At 65.1% G+C, this 21,337-nt stretch carries 19 protein-coding genes; 8 read left to right on the top strand and 11 right to left on the bottom strand.

Translation table 11 applies throughout. From position 1 onward, the window contains the following. The first annotated feature begins 29 nt into the window (after positions 1 to 29). The 5 genes from OC537_RS07985 to OC537_RS08005 all read left to right on the top strand — a co-directional run bounded on the left by OC537_RS07985 (position 30) and on the right by OC537_RS08005 (position 5,964). The gene (locus tag OC537_RS07985; RefSeq protein WP_262110698.1) at positions 30 to 1,517 is read left to right on the top strand and encodes a sugar ABC transporter ATP-binding protein; all 1,488 of its coding nucleotides are present in this window, start codon (positions 30 to 32) and stop codon (positions 1,515 to 1,517) included. Further along, a complete protein-coding gene (locus OC537_RS07990; protein WP_262110699.1) occupies positions 1,498 to 2,490 on the top strand; it encodes an ABC transporter permease in 993 nt (330 codons plus the stop codon). The genes OC537_RS07985 and OC537_RS07990 overlap by 20 nt, the downstream gene beginning before the upstream one ends. A gap of 115 nt (positions 2,491 to 2,605) precedes the next feature. Beyond that, positions 2,606 to 3,574, top strand: coding sequence for a substrate-binding domain-containing protein (locus OC537_RS07995; RefSeq protein ID WP_216366569.1), 969 nt, complete (start codon positions 2,606 to 2,608; stop codon positions 3,572 to 3,574). A 150-nt stretch (positions 3,575 to 3,724) separates the two neighbouring features. Next, on the top strand, positions 3,725 to 4,822 hold the full coding sequence (locus OC537_RS08000; protein ID WP_262110700.1) for a sugar phosphate isomerase/epimerase family protein: 1,098 nt from the start codon (positions 3,725 to 3,727) through the stop codon (positions 4,820 to 4,822). Then, positions 4,819 to 5,964: a Gfo/Idh/MocA family protein gene (locus OC537_RS08005; RefSeq protein WP_262110701.1), complete on the top strand. Its 1,146-nt coding sequence runs from the start codon at positions 4,819 to 4,821 to the stop codon at positions 5,962 to 5,964. Before OC537_RS08000 ends, OC537_RS08005 begins: the two co-directional genes overlap by 4 nt. 118 nt (positions 5,965 to 6,082) lie before the next feature. On the opposite strand, the gene emrD is transcribed toward OC537_RS08005, so the two are convergent. From emrD to OC537_RS08045, 8 genes are all read right to left on the bottom strand, one after another. Continuing rightward, entirely contained in the window at positions 6,083 to 7,282 is a 1,200-nt protein-coding gene (gene emrD / locus OC537_RS08010; protein ID WP_106886551.1) for a multidrug efflux MFS transporter EmrD, read from the bottom strand. A gap of 288 nt (positions 7,283 to 7,570) precedes the next feature. Beyond that, positions 7,571 to 9,001, bottom strand: a complete 1,431-nt coding sequence (locus OC537_RS08015) for an ABC transporter ATP-binding protein (RefSeq protein WP_262110703.1) — start codon at positions 8,999 to 9,001, stop codon at positions 7,571 to 7,573. Then, positions 8,998 to 9,804 carry an ABC transporter permease gene (locus tag OC537_RS08020; protein ID WP_262110704.1) on the bottom strand — a complete coding sequence of 269 codons (807 nt, stop codon included), beginning with the start codon at positions 9,802 to 9,804 and terminating at the stop codon, positions 8,998 to 9,000. The genes OC537_RS08015 and OC537_RS08020 overlap by 4 nt, the downstream gene beginning before the upstream one ends. Positions 9,805 to 9,806: 2 nt before the next feature. Then, positions 9,807 to 10,769 (bottom strand): ABC transporter permease, encoded by a 963-nt coding sequence (locus OC537_RS08025; protein ID WP_262110705.1) that lies wholly within the window; start codon positions 10,767 to 10,769, stop codon positions 9,807 to 9,809. Further along, on the bottom strand, positions 10,766 to 12,292 hold the full coding sequence (locus OC537_RS08030; protein ID WP_262110706.1) for an ABC transporter substrate-binding protein: 1,527 nt from the start codon (positions 12,290 to 12,292) through the stop codon (positions 10,766 to 10,768). Before OC537_RS08030 ends, OC537_RS08025 begins: the two co-directional genes overlap by 4 nt. Positions 12,293 to 12,502: 210 nt before the next feature. Continuing rightward, complete coding sequence (locus tag OC537_RS08035; RefSeq protein ID WP_139746263.1) at positions 12,503 to 13,165, bottom strand: glutathione S-transferase family protein; 663 nt, start codon at positions 13,163 to 13,165, stop codon at positions 12,503 to 12,505. A 31-nt stretch (positions 13,166 to 13,196) separates the two neighbouring features. Then, positions 13,197 to 13,805, bottom strand: coding sequence for a glutathione S-transferase family protein (locus OC537_RS08040; RefSeq protein WP_262110707.1), 609 nt, complete (start codon positions 13,803 to 13,805; stop codon positions 13,197 to 13,199). 177 nt (positions 13,806 to 13,982) lie between these two features. Further along, positions 13,983 to 14,438: a hypothetical protein gene (locus OC537_RS08045; protein ID WP_111913227.1), complete on the bottom strand. Its 456-nt coding sequence runs from the start codon at positions 14,436 to 14,438 to the stop codon at positions 13,983 to 13,985. Between the two features lie 200 nt (positions 14,439 to 14,638). Between OC537_RS08045 and suhB the strand changes: the two genes are divergently transcribed. Beyond that, complete coding sequence (suhB, locus tag OC537_RS08050; protein ID WP_106886543.1) at positions 14,639 to 15,442, top strand: inositol-1-monophosphatase; 804 nt, start codon at positions 14,639 to 14,641, stop codon at positions 15,440 to 15,442. A gap of 157 nt (positions 15,443 to 15,599) precedes the next feature. Here suhB and OC537_RS08055 read toward each other — a convergent pair whose 3' ends face one another. Then, positions 15,600 to 16,475, bottom strand: a complete 876-nt coding sequence (locus OC537_RS08055) for a flagellar protein MotY (protein WP_174218704.1) — start codon at positions 16,473 to 16,475, stop codon at positions 15,600 to 15,602. A gap of 263 nt (positions 16,476 to 16,738) precedes the next feature. Here OC537_RS08055 and rnt point away from each other — a divergent pair, with 263 nt between their 5' ends. Together rnt and OC537_RS08065 are read left to right on the top strand one after the other, a co-directional pair. Continuing rightward, a complete protein-coding gene (rnt, locus tag OC537_RS08060; protein WP_262110709.1) occupies positions 16,739 to 17,401 on the top strand; it encodes a ribonuclease T in 663 nt (220 codons plus the stop codon). A 273-nt stretch (positions 17,402 to 17,674) separates the two neighbouring features. Continuing rightward, positions 17,675 to 18,997: a Na+/H+ antiporter family protein gene (locus OC537_RS08065; RefSeq protein WP_262110710.1), complete on the top strand. Its 1,323-nt coding sequence runs from the start codon at positions 17,675 to 17,677 to the stop codon at positions 18,995 to 18,997. Positions 18,998 to 19,062: 65 nt separating this feature from the next. Here OC537_RS08065 and OC537_RS08070 read toward each other — a convergent pair whose 3' ends face one another. Both OC537_RS08070 and OC537_RS08075 read right to left on the bottom strand, forming a co-directional pair. Beyond that, entirely contained in the window at positions 19,063 to 20,268 is a 1,206-nt protein-coding gene (locus OC537_RS08070; RefSeq protein ID WP_262110711.1) for an MFS transporter, read from the bottom strand. A gap of 104 nt (positions 20,269 to 20,372) precedes the next feature. Then, positions 20,373 to 21,290, bottom strand: a complete 918-nt coding sequence (locus tag OC537_RS08075) for a LysR family transcriptional regulator (protein ID WP_262110712.1) — start codon at positions 21,288 to 21,290, stop codon at positions 20,373 to 20,375. Positions 21,291 to 21,337: the final 47 nt, after the last annotated feature.

Consider the following 21,337-nt stretch of genomic DNA (forward strand, 5'->3'; position numbering starts at 1 on the left):
GCGCGAGATAAGCATCAAAGGAGAAGCTGATGAGTCTCAGTGTCGAATTTAGCGGCGTCTGCAAGGACTTCGGCCCCATTCGGGTGCTGCACGGGGTCGACTTCAGCCTGGCACCGGGGCGGGTCTACGGCCTGCTGGGGGAGAATGGCGCCGGCAAGTCCACCCTGATGAAGATCCTCGCCGGTTACGAGCCCATCAGCGCCGGGGTGATCCGCATCGATGGCGAGGCGCGCAGCTGGCACTCCTCCCGCGAGGCGGAGCAGGCGGGAATCGTGCTCATTCACCAGGAGCTCAACCTGGCGGAGCACCTGACCCTGACCCAGAACCTCTTCCTCGGCCATGAGCTGACCAGGGGCGGCCTGCTGGACGAGCGCACCATGGCGACCCGGGCCCAGCACTATCTGGAGCTGGTCGGGTTGCAACGCGCCCCTGCCACCAAGGTGCGGCAGCTTATCGTCGCGGAGAAGCAGCTGGTGGAGATCGCCAAGGCGCTGTCACGCCAGGCCCGCCTGCTGATCATGGATGAGCCGACCGCCACCCTGACCCCGGGGGAGACGGCGCGGCTGTTCGCCCTCATCGCCAGGCTCAAGGCCCAGGGCACCACCATCATCTACATCTCCCACAAGCTGGACGAGGTCAAGCAGATCACCGACGAGGTGGTGGTCATGCGCGATGGCCGTTTCGTCAGCCGGGGGGAGACGGCGGCCTTCAGCCGCCAGCAGATGGCCAACCTCATGGTAGGGCGCGAGATGTCGGACATGTTCCCCCCCAGGCTGCCGCCGCCGGAGGGCACCGAGATCGCCCTCGCGGTGAGCGGGCTCTGCGTCCCCGGCTGGGTGACAGACCTCGATTTCGAGGTGCGCAGCGGCGAGATCTATGGCTTCGCGGGACTGGTGGGGGCCGGCCGCACCGAGGCCTTCGAGGCTATCCTCGGCTTGCGCGAGCGCAAGGGGGGCCTCATCCAGCTGGCGGGCAAGGCCGTGCGCATCGACAGTCCGCTCGCCGCCATGCGCCAGGGGCTCACCTATCTGCCGGAGGATCGCAAGGGCAAGGGGCTGCACATCGACCTCGGGCTGGCCGAGAACCTCACCCTGATGACGCTGGCGCGCTATGCCCACCCCTGGCTGGACAAGGGAGCCGAGCAGGCGGCCCTCACCCGGGCCATCAATGATTTCGGCATCAAGGCCGGCTCCCACTCGGCCCGGGCCCGCATGATGTCGGGGGGCAATCAGCAAAAGCTGGCCCTCGCCAAGTTCCTGCACCCGGACCCCAGGGTCATCGTCCTCGACGAGCCCACCCGGGGGGTGGATGTGGGCGCCAAACGTGACATCTATTTCCTGATCCAGCGACTGGCCGCCGAGGGGCGCGCCGTCATCGTCATCTCGAGCGAGCTGATCGAGCTGATCGGCCTGTGCCACAGAGTCGCCGTGCTGCGGGCCGGCCGCCTCCAGGCGGTGCTGCCCGCCCATCATCTGACCGAAGAGGAGTTGATCGCCTATGCAACCGGTACCCACTGACACCCGCAAAGAGCGGTTGCTCTCCCTGCTATCGGCGACTGGCCCGCTGCTGGGGCTGATCCTGCTGTGCCTGCTCGGCGCCCTGCTCAACCCCGACTTCGCCACCCTGGACAACCTGCTCAACGTGCTGACCCGCACCGCCTTCATCGGCATCATAGCGGTGGGCATGACCTTCGTTATCATGTCCGGCGGCATCGATCTCTCGGTCGGCGCCATGGCCGCGCTGATCGCCGGGGCCATGATCCTCATCATGAACCGGCTCGGCGCCGGTGTGCTGGCGGATGCCCCTTTGCTGGTGGTTGTGCTCGGCATAGGGCTGGCCCTGCTGCTCGGCCTGCTGTTTGGCGCCGGTCACGGCCTGCTCATTACCAAAGGCAGGATTGAGCCCTTTATCGTCACCCTGGGCACCCTCGGCATCTTTCGGGCCGTCCTGACCTATCTGGCCGATGGCGGCGCCCTGACCCTGGACGATGCCCTCAGCGATAGCTACAGCCCCGTCTATTACGGCAGCCTGCTGGGGGTGCCCATCCCGGTCTGGGTCCTGCTGCTGGTGGCGCTGGCGGGGGGGCTGCTGCTCAACCGCACCGCTTTCGGCCGCCATGTGCAGGCCATCGGTTCCAACGAGCAGGTGGCGCGCTATGCCGCCATCCGGGTCGATAGGGTCAAGCTGCTCACCTATGCGCTGCTCGGGCTCTGCGTCGGCATCGCCACCCTGCTCTATGTGCCGCGTCTGGGATCCGCCACCCCCACCACAGGGCTCTTGTGGGAGCTGGAGGCCATCGCCGCCGTTGTGGTGGGGGGCACCTCCCTCAAGGGGGGAGAGGGGCGCATCTTCGGCACCCTGGTGGGCGCCATACTGCTGTCGGTCATCAGCAATATCCTCAATCTGACCAGCATCATCAGTGTTTACCTCAATGCCGCCGTGCAGGGCATAGTGATCATCATGGTTGCCTTCATGCAACACAGGCGTTGAGGCTGTTGTGGACAGGAAGACGAAAGCGAAGAAACGGCAATGACACCAGTGGCGGGGTCTCCCCTCGCCTGCGACAAGGAACGGGCAGCAGCCCAACAGTCAAGAGGCTATCAAGATGAACAAGATGCTACACAACTTAACGCTACACACCCTGGGCGCCTGCGCCCTGATGATCGCTGCCGGCAGCGCCTCGGCGGCCGAGAAGATGACCCTGGGGGTCTCCATCCCGACCGCGACCCACAGCTTCACCGCCGGCATCGTCTGGTGGGCCAACAAGGCCAAGGAGGATCTCGAGAAGGCCCATCCCGATCTCAAGGTGATCGTCAAGACCGCCGCCAATGCCCCTGAACAGGCCAACCAGTTGCAGGATCTGCTGACGGTCAACAAGATGGATACCCTGGTCATCTTCCCGTTCGAGTCAGCCTCCCTGACCAAGCCGGTGGCCCAGGTCAAGCAGAAGGGGGTCTATGTCACCGTGGTGGACCGGGGGCTGACCGACACCAGCGCCCAGGATGCCTACGTGGCCGGGGATAACACCGCCTTCGGCAAGCTGCCCGCCGAGTTCATCGCCAAGACCCTCAACGGCAAGGGAGACATAGTCGCCCTGCGCGGCATTCCCACCACCCTGGACAACGAGCGCTTCGATGCCTTCAGCGGGGTGATGAAGCAGCACGGCGGCATCAAGATCCTCGACGCCAAATATGGCAACTGGAACCGGGATGATGCCTTCAAGGTGATGCAGGACTTCCTGACCCGCTTCAAGCACATTGACGCCGTCTGGGCCGCCGATGACGACATGGCGGTGGGGGTGCTCAAGGCCATCGATCAGGCCAAGCGCACCGACATCAAGCTGGTGTTTGGCGGCGCCGGGGCCAAGGGGGCGATCAAGACACTGATGGAGGGCAGCGATCCCCGCATCCAGGCCAACGTCTCCTACTCCCCCAAGTTCATGTATGACGCCATCATGCTGACCGCAGAGGCTCGCCTCAAGGGCGAACGGCTGCCGGCCAACACCATCATCCCCTCTGTGCTGATCACCCCGCAGACGGCCAAGGAGTTCTACTTCCCCGACTCCCCGTTCTAAGGCTGTCATATGTGAGAGCCCCGGCCTCCCCTTCACGGGAGCCCAGACCCCACCCCAACCCTCCCCTTCGCAGGGGAGGGAGTTTTTACTCCTCCTCCTTGTGAAGGGGGAGGCCGGGGGGGGGTTAACTGCCTTTATTCAGGAGTGCCCATGAAGACCATCAAGGGACCGGCCATCTTCCTCGCCCAGTTCATGGGGGAGCAGCCGCCATTCGATACCCTCACCGGCCTGGCGGACTGGGCCGCCGGCCTCGGCTTTCGCGGCCTGCAACTGCCGACGGACCCGCGCCTGTTCGATCTGACCCGGGCGGCGGCCAGCCAGGACTATTGCGACGAGATAAGCGGCCTGCTGGCCGAGCGGGGGCTGGTCATCACAGAGCTCTCCACCCACCTGCAGGGCCAGCTGCTGGCCGTCCATCCCGCCTATGACAGCCTGTTCGATGGCTTCGCCCCCCCGGCGCTGCGCGGCAAGCCCGCCGCCCGCACCCAGTGGGCGGCCGATCAGCTCAAGGCGGCGGCCATTGCCTCCCGAAGGCTTGGCCTCAACGCCCACGTCACCTTCTCAGGCGCCCTCGCCTGGCCCTATCTCTACCCCTGGCCCCAGCGGCCCGCCGGCCTCGTCGAGGAGGCCTTCGCCGAGCTGGCCCGCCGCTGGCTCCCTCTGCTCAATGCCTTTGACGAGGCCGGGGTGGACGTCTGCTACGAGCTGCACCCGGGGGAGGACTTGTTCGATGGCGCCACGCTGGAGCGCTTCCTCGAGGCAACCGGCGATCATCCCCGCGTCAACGTGCTCTACGACCCCAGCCACATGCTGCTGCAGCAGCTCGATTACCTCGCCTTCCTCGACCTCTATCACGAGCGGGTGCGCGCCTTTCACGTGAAGGATGCCGAATTCAGGCCCTCGGGACGCCAGGGGGTCTATGGGGGCTATGCTCCCTGGCTCGGGCGGGCGGGACGCTTTCGCTCCCTGGGGGATGGCCAGATAGACTTTGGCGCCATCTTCAGCAAGCTCGCCCAGTACGACTACCCCGGCTGGGCCGTGCTGGAGTGGGAGTGCGCCCTCAAGCACCCGGAGGATGGCGCCGCCGAGGGGGCCGACTTCATCCGCAATCATATTATCCGGGTCGCCGAGCGCCCCTTCGATGACTTCGCCGGCAGCGGCCTGGCGCGGGAGGCGATCAGAAGCCTGCTTGGCCTCGGCGATGACCTGAGCGGCAGTTCGGGCGGCAAGATGGGAGAGAATAAATGAAAAGACGACTGCGTCTGGGCATGGTCGGCGGCGGCCAGGGAGCCTTCATCGGCGCCGTGCATCGACTGGCGGCCCGCATGGACGATCACTATGAGCTGCTCGCCGCCGCCCTCTCCGCCGATCCCGCCAATGCCCGGGCGAGCGCCCTCGTCCTCGGGCTGGATCCGGCCCGCGCCTACGAGGATTACGCCCGGATGGCCCAAGCCGAGGCGGCCAGACCCGACGGCATAGAGGTGGTGGCCATCACCACCCCCAACCACCTGCACGCCCCGGTGGCGACAGCCTTTCTCGAAGCCGGCATTCACGTTATCTGCGACAAGCCGCTGGCGCTGACCCTGGCCGAGGGGGAGGAACTCGCCCGCCTCGCCCGCCAGCAGCGGCGGCTGTTTGCCCTGACCCACACCTATTCGGGCTACCCCATGGTGCGCCACGCCCGCGAGCTGGTCGCCGCCGGTGAGCTCGGCGAGCTGCGCTACGTTCAGGTGGAATACCTGCAAGATTGGCTCGCCAACCCCATCCCCCCGGGTCAGAACAAACAGGCTGACTGGCGGGCCGATCCGGCCCGCGCCGGGCGAGCCGGTTGCCTCGGCGACATCGGCACCCACGCCTACCAGCTGGCGGCCTTCATCACCGGGCAGTTGCCAAATGAGATCGCTGCCGAACTGCACAGCTTCGTGCCGGGGCGCCAGGTGGACGATCATCTGCAGGTCTGGTTGCGCTACTCCCAGGGGATGCGCGGATCGCTCAACGCCAGCCAGGTCGCCAGCGGCGAGGAGAACCGGTTGCAGATCCGCCTCTATGGCGATAAAGCCAGCCTGATCTTCCGCCAGGAGGCACCCAATGAGCTCTGGCTTACCCCCATTGGCGGCACCAGCCAGCGGCTGACCCGGGGCCGGGTGGCAAGCCCGGCGGCGGCCCATGCCAGCCGGGTACCCGCCGGTCATCCCGAGGGTTATCTGGAGGCCTTTGCCCAGCTCTATACGGACGCGGCCTTGCAGATCCACGCCCTGGCGGCCGGGGAGGCGCCGCCCCCCGAGAGCCTGGCCCTCACCACTGTGGAAGACGGAGTGGCGGGGATGCGCTTCATCGAGACCAGCCTGGCCAGCCACGCCGCCGACGGACGCTGGCTGCCGCTCTCCTGACCCGCCATGGCGGAAGGTGGGGCCCGCCGCAAAACCGGCGGGCGGCCTTCCCCCTTCAGGTGCCGGACAATAAAAAGCCCGCCGACGAGGGCGGGCTCTTCACCTGACCTGGATGCACTCAGACGGCCATCTGCTCGTGGGGGGAGCCATGGTGGCGCAGCCAGAGGAAGCTCAAAGCCACGATCAGCACCATCACCACCATGATGGCCCCCAGGGTTAGCTGCCCCTCCATGGGGAAGCTGGCGGCCAGCAGGGTGACCACACCGGCCCCCAGGTTCTGCATGCCTCCCAGAATGGCCCCGGCGGTGCCCGCCTGACCCGGGAAGGGCTCGATGGCGCAGGAGGTGGCGGTCGGGTAGAGGATGCCGCTGCCGATGAAGTAGACAGCCGCGCCGCCCACCAGAGAGGCCGCACTCACCAGCCCGAACAGGCCGGGCACCAGTATGATGAGGGCCCCCAGCCCCAGGAAGGCGATGCCAAGGCGCATCAGCTTGCCCTGACTCAGCCGGAAGCTCAGGCGAGCGGAGAGCCAGGCGCCGAACAGGTAGCCGGGCAGCGGCAGCACGAACAGCACGCTCACTGTGCGGGCGCTCAGTTTGAGTACGTCGCCGAGCAGCACCCCGGCCGCCGCCTCGAATACCGCGAGCCCCGCGAAGGTCGCCATCAGGCAGAGCAGGTTGCCCTGGAAGCGCGGGTTACCGAGCACGTGGCGGTAGGCGGCGCCGACCCGCAGTGGCTGCTGACGCGCAGTCGCCGGCAGGGTCTCGCCAAACCAGGCCAGCAGGGCCAGGGTGGTCAGGGCACCGAAGCCGAACAGGAACCAGTAACCGGCGCGCCAGTTGAACAGCTCGGTCAGCCAGCCCCCCAGCACGGGGGCCAGCAGAGGGGAGAAGATCACCCCCATGCTCACCAGGCTGTTGGCGCGGTTGAGCTCGGCGCCGCTGTAGCGATCCCGCATCACGGTCCGGCTCATGGCGCCACCGGCCCCCGTGCCCAACCCCTGGATGAAGCTGCCGGCCAGCAGGGCGGCAAAGTGCGGGATCAGCTGAATGGTCAGGGTGCCCACCAGAAACACCATCATGCCGATAAGCAGCACGGGGCGGCGGCCGATGCGATCAGACAGCGGACCGTAGACGAACTGGGAGAGGCCGTACGGGATCAGGTAGCAGGCCATCACCGCCTGCAACTGGCCGGAGGCCACATGAAAGTCCCCCGCCATCATGGGAATGGAGGGCACATAGAGGGTCTGGGTCATCTGGCCCACGGCGACCATCAGAATGGTCAGGAAAAACAGCGGATAAAAACTGTGCCGATACATATCTCAGTCCCGAAAAATCATCGAAAAGCTGCCCGCCTCTGGCAGAAAACCGCAGAGGGGATCCAATAAACAGGGTCGATCAAAGGTGAAACGCAAGGCGGAGGACCCGCACCCGCCAGGAGCAGGACGCTCTTTGGCTTGCGGTGATCTTAGTGATTCATGTCACAAAAAACGAACGAATCTTTATAATCTGCTTTCCCAAGTTTTTCTAATGTGACGGGGCCAGCGGCCCCGTCGAACTGACATCGAAAGGGAGCGGGACGCCTATGCTTCGGCGCCTAGCTCCCTTTAGCTCACCCGCCTCAACCCGGTGGGCGCCAGCCCCTGCTCGGGTGTGCCTGCCGCCCCCAGTCGCAGGCTGCGGCTGGCGACCTTGCCCGCCAGCGCCTCGTCATGGGTCACCAGCAGCAGGGCGCAGCCTATCTCCCCCAGCGCCCCTAGCAGGCAGGCGATGGTCTGCTGCTGGCTCAAGGGATCGAGCCGGGAGCTGGGCTCATCGGCAAAGAGCAGCACGGGGCGCAGCAACAGGGCCCGGATCAGCGACAGCCGTTGCAGCTCTCCCCCCGACACCTGGCTCGGCAGCCGGGTCAGCAGGCGATCATCAAGGCCTAGCCGCGCCAGATAGTCGGTGAGGGGCTGGCGGGGCAGCCTGTGCAGGCGCAGCAGATCGTCAAACTGGGTGGCGAGGCGCACCCGGCTGGCGAAGGCCTGCACCGGATCCTGATAGAGCTTCTGCCAGCGGTGGGGGGCTATGCCCGCCTGGCGCAGCACTCGCCCTCGCAGAGGGCGCTGCAACCCCAGCAGCACATTGCCGAGGGTGCTCTTGCCCGCGCCGCTCGGCGCCATGATGGCGAGCCGCTCCCCTCGGGCCAGTGGCAGATCCAGCCCCTCGAACAGGGTCTGCTCCCCGTAGCCCATGGCAAGCCCCTCCCCCCTGAGCAACCAGTCGCCGGTCGGGGGATGCACCGCCTCGGGCCAGGCGGACGGCTCTGCCGCCAGCAGGGCGCGGCTGTAGGCATGGGAAGGCGTGCGCAGCACCTGCTCGACGGGCCCCTGCTCCACTATCTCACCCCCCTTGACCACCAGCACCCAGCCTCCCAGCGCCCGGGCCAGGGATAGATCATGGGTGATGGTCAGCAGGTGGCGCCCCTCGGTCAGATAGCCCTGCAGCAATTTTTGCAGCCTGGCGCTGGCCCGGCTGTCGAGCCCCTTGGTGGGCTCGTCGGCGATGAGCAAACGGGCCTGCCCCAGGGTGGCGGCGGCAAAGGCGGCGCGCTGGGCCATACCCCCGGAGAGCTGGTGCGGGAAGTGGCGCTCCCGCCCGGCGAGCCCGAGCCGCGCCAGGGCGTCCCGCGCCCGCGAGCGCGCCTCCTTGCCTCCCGCCAGCCAGCCCTCCTCCACCTGGGGCAGCAGCCCCATGGTGGGGTCCAGCGCCAGCACAGGCTCCTGGGGCAGCATGGCCAGCTCCCGCCCCCAGAGGACGCGCAGGGCCTGGGGGTCCGCCAGGCTGTGGCGCCGGCCGCCCATCGCCATCTCACCCCGACCGCGCAGGGGGGCGGGCAGGGTCCCCATCAGGGCATGGGCCAGCAGGGATTTGCCCGAGCCGCTCTCCCCTATCAGGGTCAAAGCACTGCCGCGGAGCAGGGTGAGATCCAGCGCCTGCAACAGGGTCTGCCGGCCGTCATCCACCTGCAGGCCCTTGATATGAATGGTCGTCATGGGGTGACTCCTTGTGGGGATGGGGTGTGAAGAGTGCCCTTCTGATTGAGCAGCACCAGGGCCAGCAGCATCATTCCCATCACCAAGATGGGAGCCAGCAGCAGGCGGGGCGCCTCCTGATAGTGGGGCAGCGCCTCCGTCATCATCAGGCCAAGCTCCGGGGTGGGCGGCTGGATGCCCACCCCGACGAAGCCCAGGGTCGAGAGGGTCAGGATGGCCCCGGCGAGGCCAAAGGCCATCATGGTCAGCAACTGGGGGGCCAGCTCGGGCCAGAGGTGGCGCCGCACTATGTGGGCGTTGCCAAAGCCCAGCAGCCGGGACGCCTCCACCTGGGGCGAGGCAAGCAGCATCCGGCTGCGGGCCCGCACCACCCGGTAGTACTCCACCCACTGGGCCATGGCCAGCCCGAGATAGAGGATGGCGAAGCCCCCCTGGGCCATGGCGGAGAAGAGCAGCACCAGCAGCAGGCTCGGCAGAGCCAGCACGCCGTCGGCCAGGCTACGCAGCAGGCCGTCAACCCAGCCACCGCGCCAGGCGGAGAGCCAGCCCAGCAAGGATCCCAGCAGGGCTGCGGTGATGACGCACAGCATCCCCAGCAGCAAGGAGAGCCGAGTCGCCGCCGCGAGCCGCGCCATCAGGCTGCGGCCCATCTGATCCCGCCCGAGCGGCTCCTGCCAGGAGGGGTCGGCCAGGAACTGCGCCAGATCCTGGGCGGCGGGGTCAGGCCAGAGCATTGGGCCCAGCAGGGCAAACAGCACCACCAGCAGGAGCAGGCTTGCTCCCGCCTTGACAGAGAAAGACATGATCAGGACTCCTTGGGACCGCGGGGATCGATGGCGAGACAGAGCAGATCCGTCAGGGTATTGAGCAGCACGAAGAGCGCCGCCAGCACCAGCACGGTTCCCTGCACCATGGGGATGTCGCGCCAGAAGATGGCGTGCACCAGGGCATGGCCGATGCCGGGCCAGGCGAACAGGCTCTCCACCACCACTACCCCTTCGATCAGCAGCACCAGCTGAACCCCTGTGTAGGCGATGATGCTGACCCCGGTGTTGCGCAGGCCGTGACGCCTGAAGACCCGGGCGGGCGAGAGCCCCTTGGTCAGGGCGAAGCGGTAATAAGCGGACTGCACCACTGTGAGCACGCTCTCGCGCACCACCCGGGAGAGTACCCCCGAGAGCCCCAGCCCCAGGGTGAGGGCGGGCAGCAGCAGGTTGCTCCCCTCCCCGTGACCGGCGGCGCTGACCCAGCCCAACTCCACCGAGAGCAGCATCATGAGCACCAGGCCGAGCAGGAAGGGAGGCAGCGCACGCATCAGCACGCTCCAGCCCAGGGTCAGGCGATCGCACCATGCCCCCGGACGCAGGGCGCTCAGGCTGCCGAGCGGCAACGCCACCACCAGGGCCAGGGCCACGGCGGCCACCGCCAGGGACAGGGTGGCCCCCAGGTGGTGGCCCACCTCGCTGGCCACAGGTGCCCCCGTCACCAGGGAGCTGCCGAGATCCCCCTGCAGCAGGGCCCCCAGCCAGTCAGCGAAGCGAGAGAGCGCAGAGCCGGCCAGCCCCAGCTCGCTTCGCACCGCATTGGCGGCCTCGGCGGTGACATAGTCATAGCCATAGCGGCCCGCGGCGATGCGAAAGGCGAGGTCCCCGGGCAGGGACTGCACCATCAGAAAGCAGAGCCCGGCCACCAGCAGGGCCACCATCAGCGCCTGCACCAGCCGCTGACCCAGGATCCCCATGACGGCAGAGAAGGGCGTCGCTGTCATTGGGCGCTCCATGTCAGTGTGTCCAGACGGTAGCTGCGCTCCTGGGGATCCAGCTCAAAGCCCTTCAGCTCACGGCTGACCGCCGCGCTCTGGCGATACCAGGCGATGGGCAGAAGCGGCAACTCCTGCTGCAGGGTGGTGGCGATGTCACGGCGCAGTGCCGCGGCCTCCCCGGCGGGCAGTGTCTCCTTGCCAAGGCGGGCCAGTGTTTGCTCCATGGCCGGGGATTGCCAGTTCATCACCCCCCAGTCGGCACCGGCGGGGGCCAGGTCCCCCAGCAGGGTGACCAGGGGATCCGGCACCAGGGCATAGTTGCGGGCATAGAGACCGAGCTGGAGCGAGCCATCCTGATGACCGGCCGGGATCTCGCTCGAGTTGCCCACCGCCACCCTGAGATCCACCCCCACCGCCTTCCACTGCGCCTGCAGTGCCGTGGCCAGCAGGGGCAATTCCGGGCGATCCGGGAAGGTGCGCAGAGTCGGGGCGAAACGCTCCTCCCCCTTGTGCAGCACACCATCCGCCCCCAACAGCCAGCCTGCCGCCGCCAAGGCCGCCTGAGCTGCCTTGACGTCATAGGCGAGCGGGGTCAGCCCGGGTTGATGCCACTCCCCCAGGGTGGGGGGGAAGAGCTGGGTCGCCGCCATCTCGGGATCCCGCAGCAGGGCCGCCGCCATGCCACGGCGATCGATGGCGAGACTGAGGGCGCGGCGCACCGCTGGATCCTTCAGAAGGGGATCGGCCCCATTGAGCTTGAGCTGTATGGTGCGCGGTAGAGTGACGGAGGCAATGGCGACCCGGGGCGCCTGCTGCAACCGGCGGATGCTGACCGGATCCAGCCCCCAGGCGATGTCTGCCTGACCGCTCTCGGCCATCAGGGTGCGGCTCTCGGCGCGGCTCACCGTCAGGTAGCTCACCTGCGAGATGGCAGGCTGGGGACCCTGCCAGCCATCGAAGCGCTCGGTTTCGATCCGTTGAGGTTGCTGCAACCGGGTGATGCGATAGGGGCCTGAGCCGATGACCTGGGTCACCTCCCCCTTGGCATCATAGGCATCCTTGGCCAGGATCTGGGTGCTGGGGTGAGCCAGCACGGCGGCCAGGGGGGCGAAGGGGCCGGTGAGGGTGACCAGCAGAGCCCCCTCGCGGGCCTCAATGGACGCTATGGGGGCGCTGGTCATGACGCCGGGCTTGCGCCTGGCCTGCTGCAGGGCAAAGGCGGCCTGCTCGGCGCTCACCTCGCTGCCATCGTGAAACCGGGCCCCGGGGCGCAGGGTGAATCGCCATTGCAAACCATCCCCGGAGCTTGACCACTGGCTGGCGAGTCCGGGTTGCAGATTGCCCTGGCTGTCGACCTCGACCAGAGTCTCCGCCACCTGCATGCGGGTAAAGAAGACCCCGTTGCTGGCAGGGTCGACACTGTGGATCTCCCAGGGCCCCACCATGGCCAGCGGCTTGCCGTGAGCGGCATTCATCCCCACCAGCAGTGCCAGTGCGCACCATCCCGAACAGCTGTGTATTTTTGTCATCCATTCCATCCAAACGATAATGATTACCAACCGAGAGGTTTCGTTATAACATAACAATTAATCGGAATGAATGACTTTCCATATTTGATAAATGGCTTATTTACAGCGGGAAAGGGGTGAACAGGTGAGAAGCCCAGCAGGCGCGAAGGGCAGGCAATGGGGCGGCGATCATAAAAAGAGATGGCCCGTCATCGGGCCATCGTCATCATGCTAGCGGGTCACCATCTGCTGCGCCCGCTTGACCTGATCCTCGGGGCTTTCGTTGCGCGGCGGTATGGTGATGCCCTTCTGGCAGGCGGGTTTGGCCTCCATGCGCGCCATCCAGGCCTGCAGATGCGGCAGGCCCTCGATGGAGATGCCGCTCCAGTCATAGATCCGCACCCAGGGCCAGGTGGCGATGTCGGCGATGCTGTACTCGTCGGCCAGGTACTCATGGTGCGCCAGGTGACCGTCGAGCACTTCGAACAGACGGCGCCCCTCCTTCTGGTAACGCTCTATGGCCGCCGGGATCTTCTCGGGGAAGTAGCGGTAGAAGACGTTGGCCTGCCCCATCATGGGGCCGACGCCGCCCATCTGGAACATCAGCCACTGGATGGCCTGGGAGCGGCGCTTGGGATCTTGCGGCAGCAGCTTGCCGGTTTTTTCCGCCAGGTAGAGCAGGATGGCGCCGGATTCGAACACGGCGAAGTCACCGTTATCCCGATCGACGATGGCAGGGATGCGGCCATTGGGGTTGATGGCCAGAAACTCGGGCTTCTTCTGCTCCATGGTCGAGAAATCCAGCGGGATCACCTTGTAAGGCAACCCCAGCTCCTCGAGGGCGATCGACACCTTGAACCCATTGGGCGTGGCGGCAGTGTACAAATCTATCATCTTGGACTCCTTGGACGTTCAAACGTAATGATCAGGACTGGGCGCTGGGACGGGCACTCACCCGCTCATGCCAGGCCTGCAAGTGATGCTGGTGGGGGGCGATGCGAAGACCGACGACCTTGCCAAAGTCGATGGTGCACAGGGTCAGGATGTCGGCGATGGTGAAGCGATCTCCTGCCACATAGGGCACCTCGGCGAGACGGGCATCGAGCCTGGCAAACCATGCCAGGGCCTGCTGCTTGCACTCCTGCCCCCACTCGGGGAAGACGGTCTCGCGATCCTGGTAAAAGCCGGTGATGTGGCGAAACGCCATGCCGGTGGGCAGCCAGAGATTGAATTCGACGATACGGCTCCACATCTCTATGGTGGCGCGCTCCAGCGCCGTGTTGCCAAACAGGTTGGGCTCGGGGTTGAGCTCCTCGAAGTAGCGGCAGATGGCCACAGTCTCGCTGAGACAGGTGCCATCATCGAGCTCGAGCACAGGAATGCGCCCCGCCGGGTTCTTGGCCAGAAATGCCGGCTCGAGGTTCTCCCCTGCCCCCAGATCCACTTGCTGATAGGTCATCTCGACCCCCTTCTCCGCCAGAAACATCCTGACCCGGCGGGCATTGGGGGCACGTTTCAACTCATAGACCTTCATCTCACCTCCGTTGACGGGAACACCGCGGGCCGCTTCCCATCCCCACGGGGGACAACAGCCAAGCGGCGCAATATCGGTCTGTTGGGACATTTACGCCGATCTATGGCGTAAAACACTACCATCCCACTTATGACAAATATTGCGCCGCTTGAACAGCCCAAAGAAGGGGGGAAGCAATCAGCTGCACAGCACCAGGGGTTGACGCTGACGCAGCAAGATGAGGCGGGAGAGAAGCGGGAAATAGGACTCTAACTTGCTCTGCAGGACCAGGCTGCAGGCGGGATCCGCGAGCTCAGTTTCATCCAGCACTATGCCATTGGATACGAAGTAAAAACGCGGGTCCCTGACATCCGGCCCCTGGGGAGGCGTCTCATATTGTCGATGAACCAGCAGGGGCAGCACGGGCAAGCCCAGGGCAGTGCCGCCAGCGGGCCAGACCGGCTCAGGCCATGCCGCATCATCTTCTTCCAGCAGCAAGATGGCCGCCTCCTCCTTCGACGGTTGCCACCTATCCGGTTGTGCGACCCTCACCTCGGTGAAGTAATCCCCGTATCCGCTGGCGGCACGCAGTGCGGCCAGCACCCCCAATGTCGTCGCTGCCGACGGTTTTTGACTGACTAATGACAGATTCATGGCTCATGTCCCTATGCTCACCACAGCCTGTTCACCGGCTGTCGCGATAAGACTAGCCGATAACAGGTCTTTATTGGAGCCGTCAGATCTGCCAGCACCCGCCATGACCGAATGCGGGTCCCATGGTTGCTATTCCAGAATATCTTGGTAAGATACCGCGTCCTTTTATCCCCCGTTCTTTAACATCCAGTGGTGAACCTATGCATCCGATGCTGAATATCGCCGTGCGCGCTGCGCGCAACGCCGGTCAAGTTGTAGTAAAAGCCTTCTCCCAGCCCGAGAACATCGAGGCTATCCAAAAAGGCAGCCACGACTTCGTGACCAACGTTGACCGTGAAGCCGAAGCGGCCATCATTCACACCATCAAGAAGTCTTACCCGGAACACAGCATAGTGGCTGAAGAATCTGGTGAGATTACCGGTACCAATCCGGATTACCAATGGATCATCGACCCACTGGATGGCACGACCAACCTGGTCAAGGGCATTCCGCACTTTGCCGTCTCCATCGCCTTGCGCGTCAAGGGCAAGACCGAACAAGCCGTCGTTTACGATCCCATTCGTGACGAGCTGTTTACCAGCACCCGTGGCAACGGCGCCCAGCTGAACGGCTACCGCATCCGTGTCGGCAAGGCCAAAGAGATGGCTGGCACCGTACTGGCCACCGGTTTCCCGTTCAAGCAGAAGCACCACATCGAGCCGTACCTGAAGATGTTCCAGAGCATGTTCATCGAATGTGCCGATATCCGCCGCGCCGGCTGCCCCGCGCTGGACCTGGCCTATGTGGCCGCTGGCCGCATCGACGGTTTCTGGGAAATCGGCCTCAAGCCCTGGGAAACGGCCGCCGGTGAGCTGCTGGCCAAGGAAGCCGGTGCCATAGTCACCGACTTCGTGGGTGGTCACAACTACGAAAACTCCGGCAACATAGTGGTTGCCAACCCGCGCGTCCTGAAAGAGATGCTCGGCAAGATCCGCGAAAACCTGCCGGATTCTTTGGCTAAATAAGCTGGCCAAGTAAGTCGCGAAGCCTTGAAAAAAATGCCAGTCGGCCCAGCCGACTGGCATTTTTTTATCTCTGTGATCGGGAAAATGAGCCGCTTCAGCCTGGACCTGGCCCCTGCCCCGTTTCAGATGAGCAGGCTAGAGCGCAGGGTTCTTCACTTTAGATGGTGCCGTTACGCCCCATGTTGATCACTACCCGCCGGTTCTTGGCTCGGCCCGTGTCCGTCTCGTTGGAGGCCACGTGCTGTTTCTCGCCGTGCCCCTCCACCGAGATCTTGCCCTCCTCGATGCCGAGATCCACAAACACCTGCTTGATGGCATCTGCCCGCTTCTCGGAGAGCTTCTGATTGGGCCAGCGCCCGCCGTAGCTGTCGCTGTAGGCGTCGATCACCACCACATCTATGCTCTTGTCCGCCTTCACATAGTCGCCGATCAGCGCTAGCCGCCGCCTGGAGGCAGGCGACAGCTGATCGCTGTTCTTGTCATAGGAGAGCACGCTGAAGGCGATGTCGTTGAAGCTGTAGGGCAGCAGGCCACTCAGGCAATCCATGAAGGCCTGGTACTTGACCCTGAAGTTGACCGAGGAGAGCGACACCCGCACCGGCCTGTCCTGGCGATACCAGTCTCTGTACTGGAAGGTGGGCATGCGCCCCCCCTCCAGCTCGTCCAGCATGGTCCAGGCGGTTTGCCCCGCCACCAGGCCGTCGAACTGCTGATAGAACTGCAGCTGGCTTATCTGGCGTCCGGAGACACCGGGGCGCCAGCTGGGAGGCATGATCCCGAGGCTCACCGTCTGGGTCCTGGCCTGCGGCCGCTGTCCCTTCAGCTCGAAATCCAGGTTGATCTTGCGACCGGCCCGGCTGACGAAGGCGCCCGTGCCCCAGCGGGGAATGGGGTGTTCGAGACGGCACTCCACCTGAGTATCCGAGGTCAACCGCCAGACGGATTGATCCAGGCCGGCACCGAACTCGGTCACTCCCGCCTGCAACTGCATACTCACGGATATGCTGATCAACCCTAACACCCAAGCATTCAACGGCTTGCCCTCCATACTATCTCGGATTAACTATCGGCAGTGGCAAGCCAAGCTTTAGGGCAAAACACGCAAGGGGCGGCAGGCGCCGAGCGCCAGCGATCCCGCCCCTCCAGAAAGTCATTGTCATCAATGTCTGCGCCAAGCCCCATGGCCGGTGCAACTGCTGACAATAGAAGCGGTTGGCGTACTCATGGCGGCGCAGGAGGGACAAGGGCCGGCTTTTTTGCCATAATGCCGCCTCCTTTCACGCCGACCGAGATACCATGACCGACGCCGTTCACACCCTCAAGGGCCGTTTTCGTGGCTTTTACCCCGTCGTCATCGATGTTGAAACCGCCGGATTCAATGCCAAGACCGATGCCCTGCTGGAGATCGCCGCCTATACCCTCAAGATGGATGAGCAGGGCTGGCTCATGCCCGATCAGATCTTCCATTTTCATGTGGCGCCATTCGAAGGGGCCAATCTGGAGAAAGCCGCTCTGGAGTTCACCGGCATAGACCCCTTCAATCCACTGCGCGGCGCCGTGGACGAGAAGGAAGCGCTCACCGAGATCTTCAAGGGGGTGCGCAAGGGCATGAAGGAGAGCGACTGCAGCCGGGCCATCATAGTGGCCCACAACGCCACCTTCGATCACGGCTTCGTGATGGCCGCCGCCGAGCGGGCCGGTCTCAAGCGCAATCCGTTCCACCCCTTCGCCACCTTTGACACCGCGGCCCTCTCCGGCCTGGCCCTGGGGCAGACGGTGCTGGCCAAGGCCTGTCAGAGCGCGAAAATCCCCTTTGACAACAAGGAGGCCCACTCCGCCCTCTATGACACCGAGCGCACCACTGAGCTGTTCTGTCATATCGTCAACCGCTGGAAGAGCCTGGGGGGTTGGCCCCTGGCCACTCCGGAGGACGTGCCCGCCGATGACAACCCCCAGTAGTGCCACTGGGGCATGAGAAAGAGGCTGCCTTGGCAGCCTCTTTCCATGAGGTCGTGTGGGGAACCGCCGCCGGGCATCTGGTTTGACCAGAACGGCATAAACAGGGTCATCCAGCACCGTTTTCAGCATTCCATTCCGACATAGCTGGATAAGCTCGGCAGGAATGCCGTGAAGAGGCCATTTTGCCGTTTTTTTTCTCGACATTTGTCACGTTTTTCGCAAACTAGCTGACTTTCCCCCGACAGACAGCAACACAATCTATAAGGAAATCAAATGAATCCTGTTGTTATCGCGGTGGCGCTGATGCTGGTGCTCAGCCTGCTGCGGATCAATGTGGTGGTCTCTCTCGCCATCGGCGCCATCGTCGGCGGCCTGCTCGGCGGCCTCTCCCTCGAACAGACCCTCAGCACCTTCACCGGCGGACTGGGTGGCGGCGCCGAAATCGCCCTCTCCTACGCCATGCTGGGGGCCTTCGCGGTGGCCATCTCCCGCTCCGGGATCACCGACTTGCTGGCCCGCAAGGTGATCAGCCAACTCGGCAAGGATGCCAGTTCGTCCCGCATCCTCTGGGTCAAGAGCCTGCTGCTCACCTCAGTACTGGGGGTCTCCATCTCCTCCCAGAACCTGATCCCGGTCCACATCGCCTTCATTCCCATCCTGATCCCGCCGCTGTTGCACGTCATGGCCCAGATGCAGATCGATCGCCGCCAGGTGGCCTGCGTCATCACCTTCGGCCTGACCGCGACCTACATGCTGTTGCCGGTAGGTTTTGGTGGCATCTTCCTCAACAACATCCTGGCCAAGAACCTGATCGACAACGGGGTGGCAGTCGAGTTCAGCCAGCTGCCGCTGGCGATGGCCATTCCGGTGCTCGGCATGTTCATTGGGCTGCTGGTCGCCGTGTTCATCACCTACCGCAAGCCGCGCCAGTATGACCTGGAGAAGATCCTGGCCGCCGAGCCGGAAACCGTCGAGCTGAACCTCAACCACATCTGGGTCGCCCTGCTGGCCATCGCCGTCGCCCTGGGGCTGCAGCTGATGACCAACAGCATAGTGCTGGGGGCCCTCGCCGGTTTCATCATCTTCACCTGTGGTGGCGTCATCAAGTTTCGCGAGAGCCAGGATGCCTTCACCCAGGGCGTGCGCATGATGTCCCTCATCGGCTTCATCATGATCTCCGCCGCCGGCTTCGCCGCCGTGATGAAGGAGACCCACGGGGTGGAAAGCCTGGTGCAGTCCGTCTCCGGCATGATGGCGGGTCACAAGGGGCTGGCCGCCTTCCTGATGCTGCTGGTGGGTCTGCTCATCACCATGGGGATAGGTTCCTCCTTCTCCACAGTGCCCATCATCGCCACCATCTATGTGCCCCTGTGCATCCACCTCGGCTTCTCCCCCATGGCGACCATAGCCCTGGTCGGTACCGCAGGTGCGCTGGGGGATGCAGGCTCCCCCGCCTCCGACTCGACGCTCGGCCCCACCTCTGGCCTCAACGCCGATGGTCAGCACGACCATATCTGGGACAGCGTGGTGCCCACTTTTATTCACTACAATATCCCGCTCATCCTCTTTGGCTGGATAGCCGCCATGGTGCTCTGACACGGCACCTCGCAGGCAGACGAAAGGCGACCCCAGGGTCGCCTTTATTGTCTCTGGCACTCGTCTCAGGAGGTCGGTTGCAGACTCCGCTTCCCGGCCAGGGCGGCCAAGCAGGCCATCAGCGCCAGCGCGAGGCCCACCCAACCCACACCGACCCAGCTCCCCTGCTGCCAGGCCAGCATGGCCAGGCTCGAGCCGAGCGTCCCTCCCAGGAACATGCCCGTCATGAAGAGGGTATTGACCCGCCCCCTCGCCTCGGCCCTCAGGCCATAGATGAGCTGCTGATGGGCGACGAGCGCACTCTGCACACCCAGATCCAGCAAGATGACCCCGAGCGCCAGCCCGACCAGGGAGAGCCATGTCTCGAACAGGATCCAGGCCAGCACCGCCAGCAGGGTGCCCACCAGCACCACTGGCCTTGCTCCCAGCCTGTCGGCCATCCTTCCTGCCAGCGGGGCAGCCACCACGCCCGCCACGCCGATCACCCCGAACAGCCCGGCGACCTCGGCCCCGAGTCCGTAGGCGGGATCGGCGAGGTAGAAGGCCAGCACAGTCCAGAAGGCACTGAAGGAGGCAAACAGCAAGGCCTGGGTCAAGGTGGCGCGGCGCAAGGCGGGCTCTTGGCGCCACAAGCCGATGAGGGAGTGCAGCAGGCGGGCATAACTCAGGCTGGAGCGAGGCAACCCCAGCGGGATCATCCGGGCCATCAGCAGCCCCCCCAGCAGGGCCAGCGGCACCCCGAGCCAGAACATGGCCCGCCAGCTTCCATAGGCGGTGACAAGGCCCGCCAGAGTACGGCTGAGCAGGATGCCGCCGAGCAGGCCGCTCATCACGCTGCCGACCACGGCCCCCCGCCTGACCGGATCGGCCAGGGTGGCCGCCACCGGCACTATCTGCTGGGCCGCCGTGGCGCCTATCCCGAGCAGAACTGAGGCCAGCATCAACATGGTCGCCCCCGTGGCCATGGCCGCCATGGTGGAGGCCAATGCAATCAATACGAACTGCCCCAGAATGAGCCAGCGACGCTCGATGACATCCCCGAGCGGTACCAAGAGCAACAGGCCGGCCGCATAACCGAGCTGGGTCAGCATGGCGATCAGGGGGATGGCGGATTGGCCGGGAAAATCCTGCGCCATCACCGCCAGCATGGGCTGGTTGTAATAGATGTTGGCGACCGCCAGACCGCAGGAGAGGGCCATGGCAAAGACAAGGGCGGGGCCGGGTGTGCTGCTCGCCATGGCGGCCCGCTCGGTGGAGACTGATGAACTCATGATGCCATCCTCATAGATGAATGAACCCCGTGCAGACACGGGCTGGATGAGCACAGCCTACCCATGGACACGGGGCAGCAGTAGCAGGCGCCCCGCCATAATACCTATTCCACCCCAGCATGCTCCGGCCCCTGCCCCAAGCTGGGCAGCCCGGCCACGAAGGTCAGGAAGGCGCGCGCCTTGGCGCTGAGTTCGCGACCTGCCGGCAGCAGGGTCCAGAGCTCCAGCGTCGGCAATTGCCACCCCGGCAGCGCCACCACCACCTCCCCCCGGGCAAGCTCGGGAGCGAACATCCACTCGGAGGCGATGCCGAGCCCGAGCCCCGCCAGCACGGCGGCTCGCATCCCCTCGGCGGCCGAGAGCGTCAACCGTCCCCGACCTCGCACCGCAATCCGTTCGTCGCCCCGGCAAAACAGCCACTGCTGCCCCATGCCGGGCTTGGGGCTGTAGAGCACCAGATCGTGATCCTGCAACCCCTGGGGGGAGGCTGGCATGCCCCTGGCAGCAAAGTAGGCCGGGGTGCCCAGCACCCGCATCTCGCAGCGGGAGAGGCGACGGGCCACCAGCGCCGAATCCGCCTGCTCCCCGAGCCGCAAGGCGACATCGATGCCGGCCGAGATGAGATCGACGTTGCCATCATCCAGCAGGATCTCGAGCTCAAGCCCGGGGTGATCCCTGAGAAAATCCGACAGGTGCGGGATGATGTGCAGGCGGGCGAAGGTGACGGGCGCGCTCACCCGCAGGCGACCACTCAGGCCAGCCCGGCACTGCTGCACCATGGCGTCGGCCTCGTTGACCTGCGCCAATATCTCCTTGGCGCGCCTATAATAGGCCTCCCCCGCCTCGGTAGGGGCCAGACCACGGGTCGAGCGCAGCAGCAGGCGGCTGCCAAGACGCTCCTCCAGCTGGGCAATCAGCTTGGAGACAGTGGGTTGACCCAGCCCCAGCCGTCGCCCCACCGCCGAGAAGGAGCCTGTCTCCACCGCCAGCACGAAGACCTCCATCACCCCCAATCTATCCATTCGTCTCTCCCCTGCCCGTCACTGCCCGGCGGCGTCTCACCTTGCGC

Origin of the sequence: Aeromonas sp. Marseille-Q5825, from assembly GCF_946892685.1 — a bacterium.
In the GTDB taxonomy this organism is placed as follows: Bacteria; Pseudomonadota; Gammaproteobacteria; order Enterobacterales; family Aeromonadaceae; genus Aeromonas; species Aeromonas rivipollensis.

Coding starts and splice junctions, on each gene's coding strand:
- OC537_RS08075 (WP_262110712.1), bottom strand. CDS start 21,290: ATGGATAGATTGGGGGTGATGGAGGTCTTCGTGCTGGCGGTGGAGACA.
- OC537_RS08070 (WP_262110711.1), bottom strand. CDS start 20,268: ATGAGTTCATCAGTCTCCACCGAGCGGGCCGCCATGGCGAGCAGCACA.
- OC537_RS08035 (WP_139746263.1), bottom strand. CDS start 13,165: ATGATAGATTTGTACACTGCCGCCACGCCCAATGGGTTCAAGGTGTCG.
- rnt (WP_262110709.1), top strand. CDS start 16,739: ATGACCGACGCCGTTCACACCCTCAAGGGCCGTTTTCGTGGCTTTTAC.
- suhB (WP_106886543.1), top strand. CDS start 14,639: ATGCATCCGATGCTGAATATCGCCGTGCGCGCTGCGCGCAACGCCGGT.
- OC537_RS07995 (WP_216366569.1), top strand. CDS start 2,606: ATGAACAAGATGCTACACAACTTAACGCTACACACCCTGGGCGCCTGC.
- OC537_RS08065 (WP_262110710.1), top strand. CDS start 17,675: ATGAATCCTGTTGTTATCGCGGTGGCGCTGATGCTGGTGCTCAGCCTG.
- OC537_RS08040 (WP_262110707.1), bottom strand. CDS start 13,805: ATGAAGGTCTATGAGTTGAAACGTGCCCCCAATGCCCGCCGGGTCAGG.
- OC537_RS08015 (WP_262110703.1), bottom strand. CDS start 9,001: ATGACGACCATTCATATCAAGGGCCTGCAGGTGGATGACGGCCGGCAG.
- OC537_RS08020 (WP_262110704.1), bottom strand. CDS start 9,804: ATGTCTTTCTCTGTCAAGGCGGGAGCAAGCCTGCTCCTGCTGGTGGTG.
- OC537_RS07985 (WP_262110698.1), top strand. CDS start 30: ATGAGTCTCAGTGTCGAATTTAGCGGCGTCTGCAAGGACTTCGGCCCC.
- OC537_RS08005 (WP_262110701.1), top strand. CDS start 4,819: ATGAAAAGACGACTGCGTCTGGGCATGGTCGGCGGCGGCCAGGGAGCC.
- emrD (WP_106886551.1), bottom strand. CDS start 7,282: ATGTATCGGCACAGTTTTTATCCGCTGTTTTTCCTGACCATTCTGATG.
- OC537_RS08025 (WP_262110705.1), bottom strand. CDS start 10,769: ATGACAGCGACGCCCTTCTCTGCCGTCATGGGGATCCTGGGTCAGCGG.
- OC537_RS08030 (WP_262110706.1), bottom strand. CDS start 12,292: ATGACAAAAATACACAGCTGTTCGGGATGGTGCGCACTGGCACTGCTG.
- OC537_RS08045 (WP_111913227.1), bottom strand. CDS start 14,438: ATGAATCTGTCATTAGTCAGTCAAAAACCGTCGGCAGCGACGACATTG.
- OC537_RS07990 (WP_262110699.1), top strand. CDS start 1,498: ATGCAACCGGTACCCACTGACACCCGCAAAGAGCGGTTGCTCTCCCTG.
- OC537_RS08000 (WP_262110700.1), top strand. CDS start 3,725: ATGAAGACCATCAAGGGACCGGCCATCTTCCTCGCCCAGTTCATGGGG.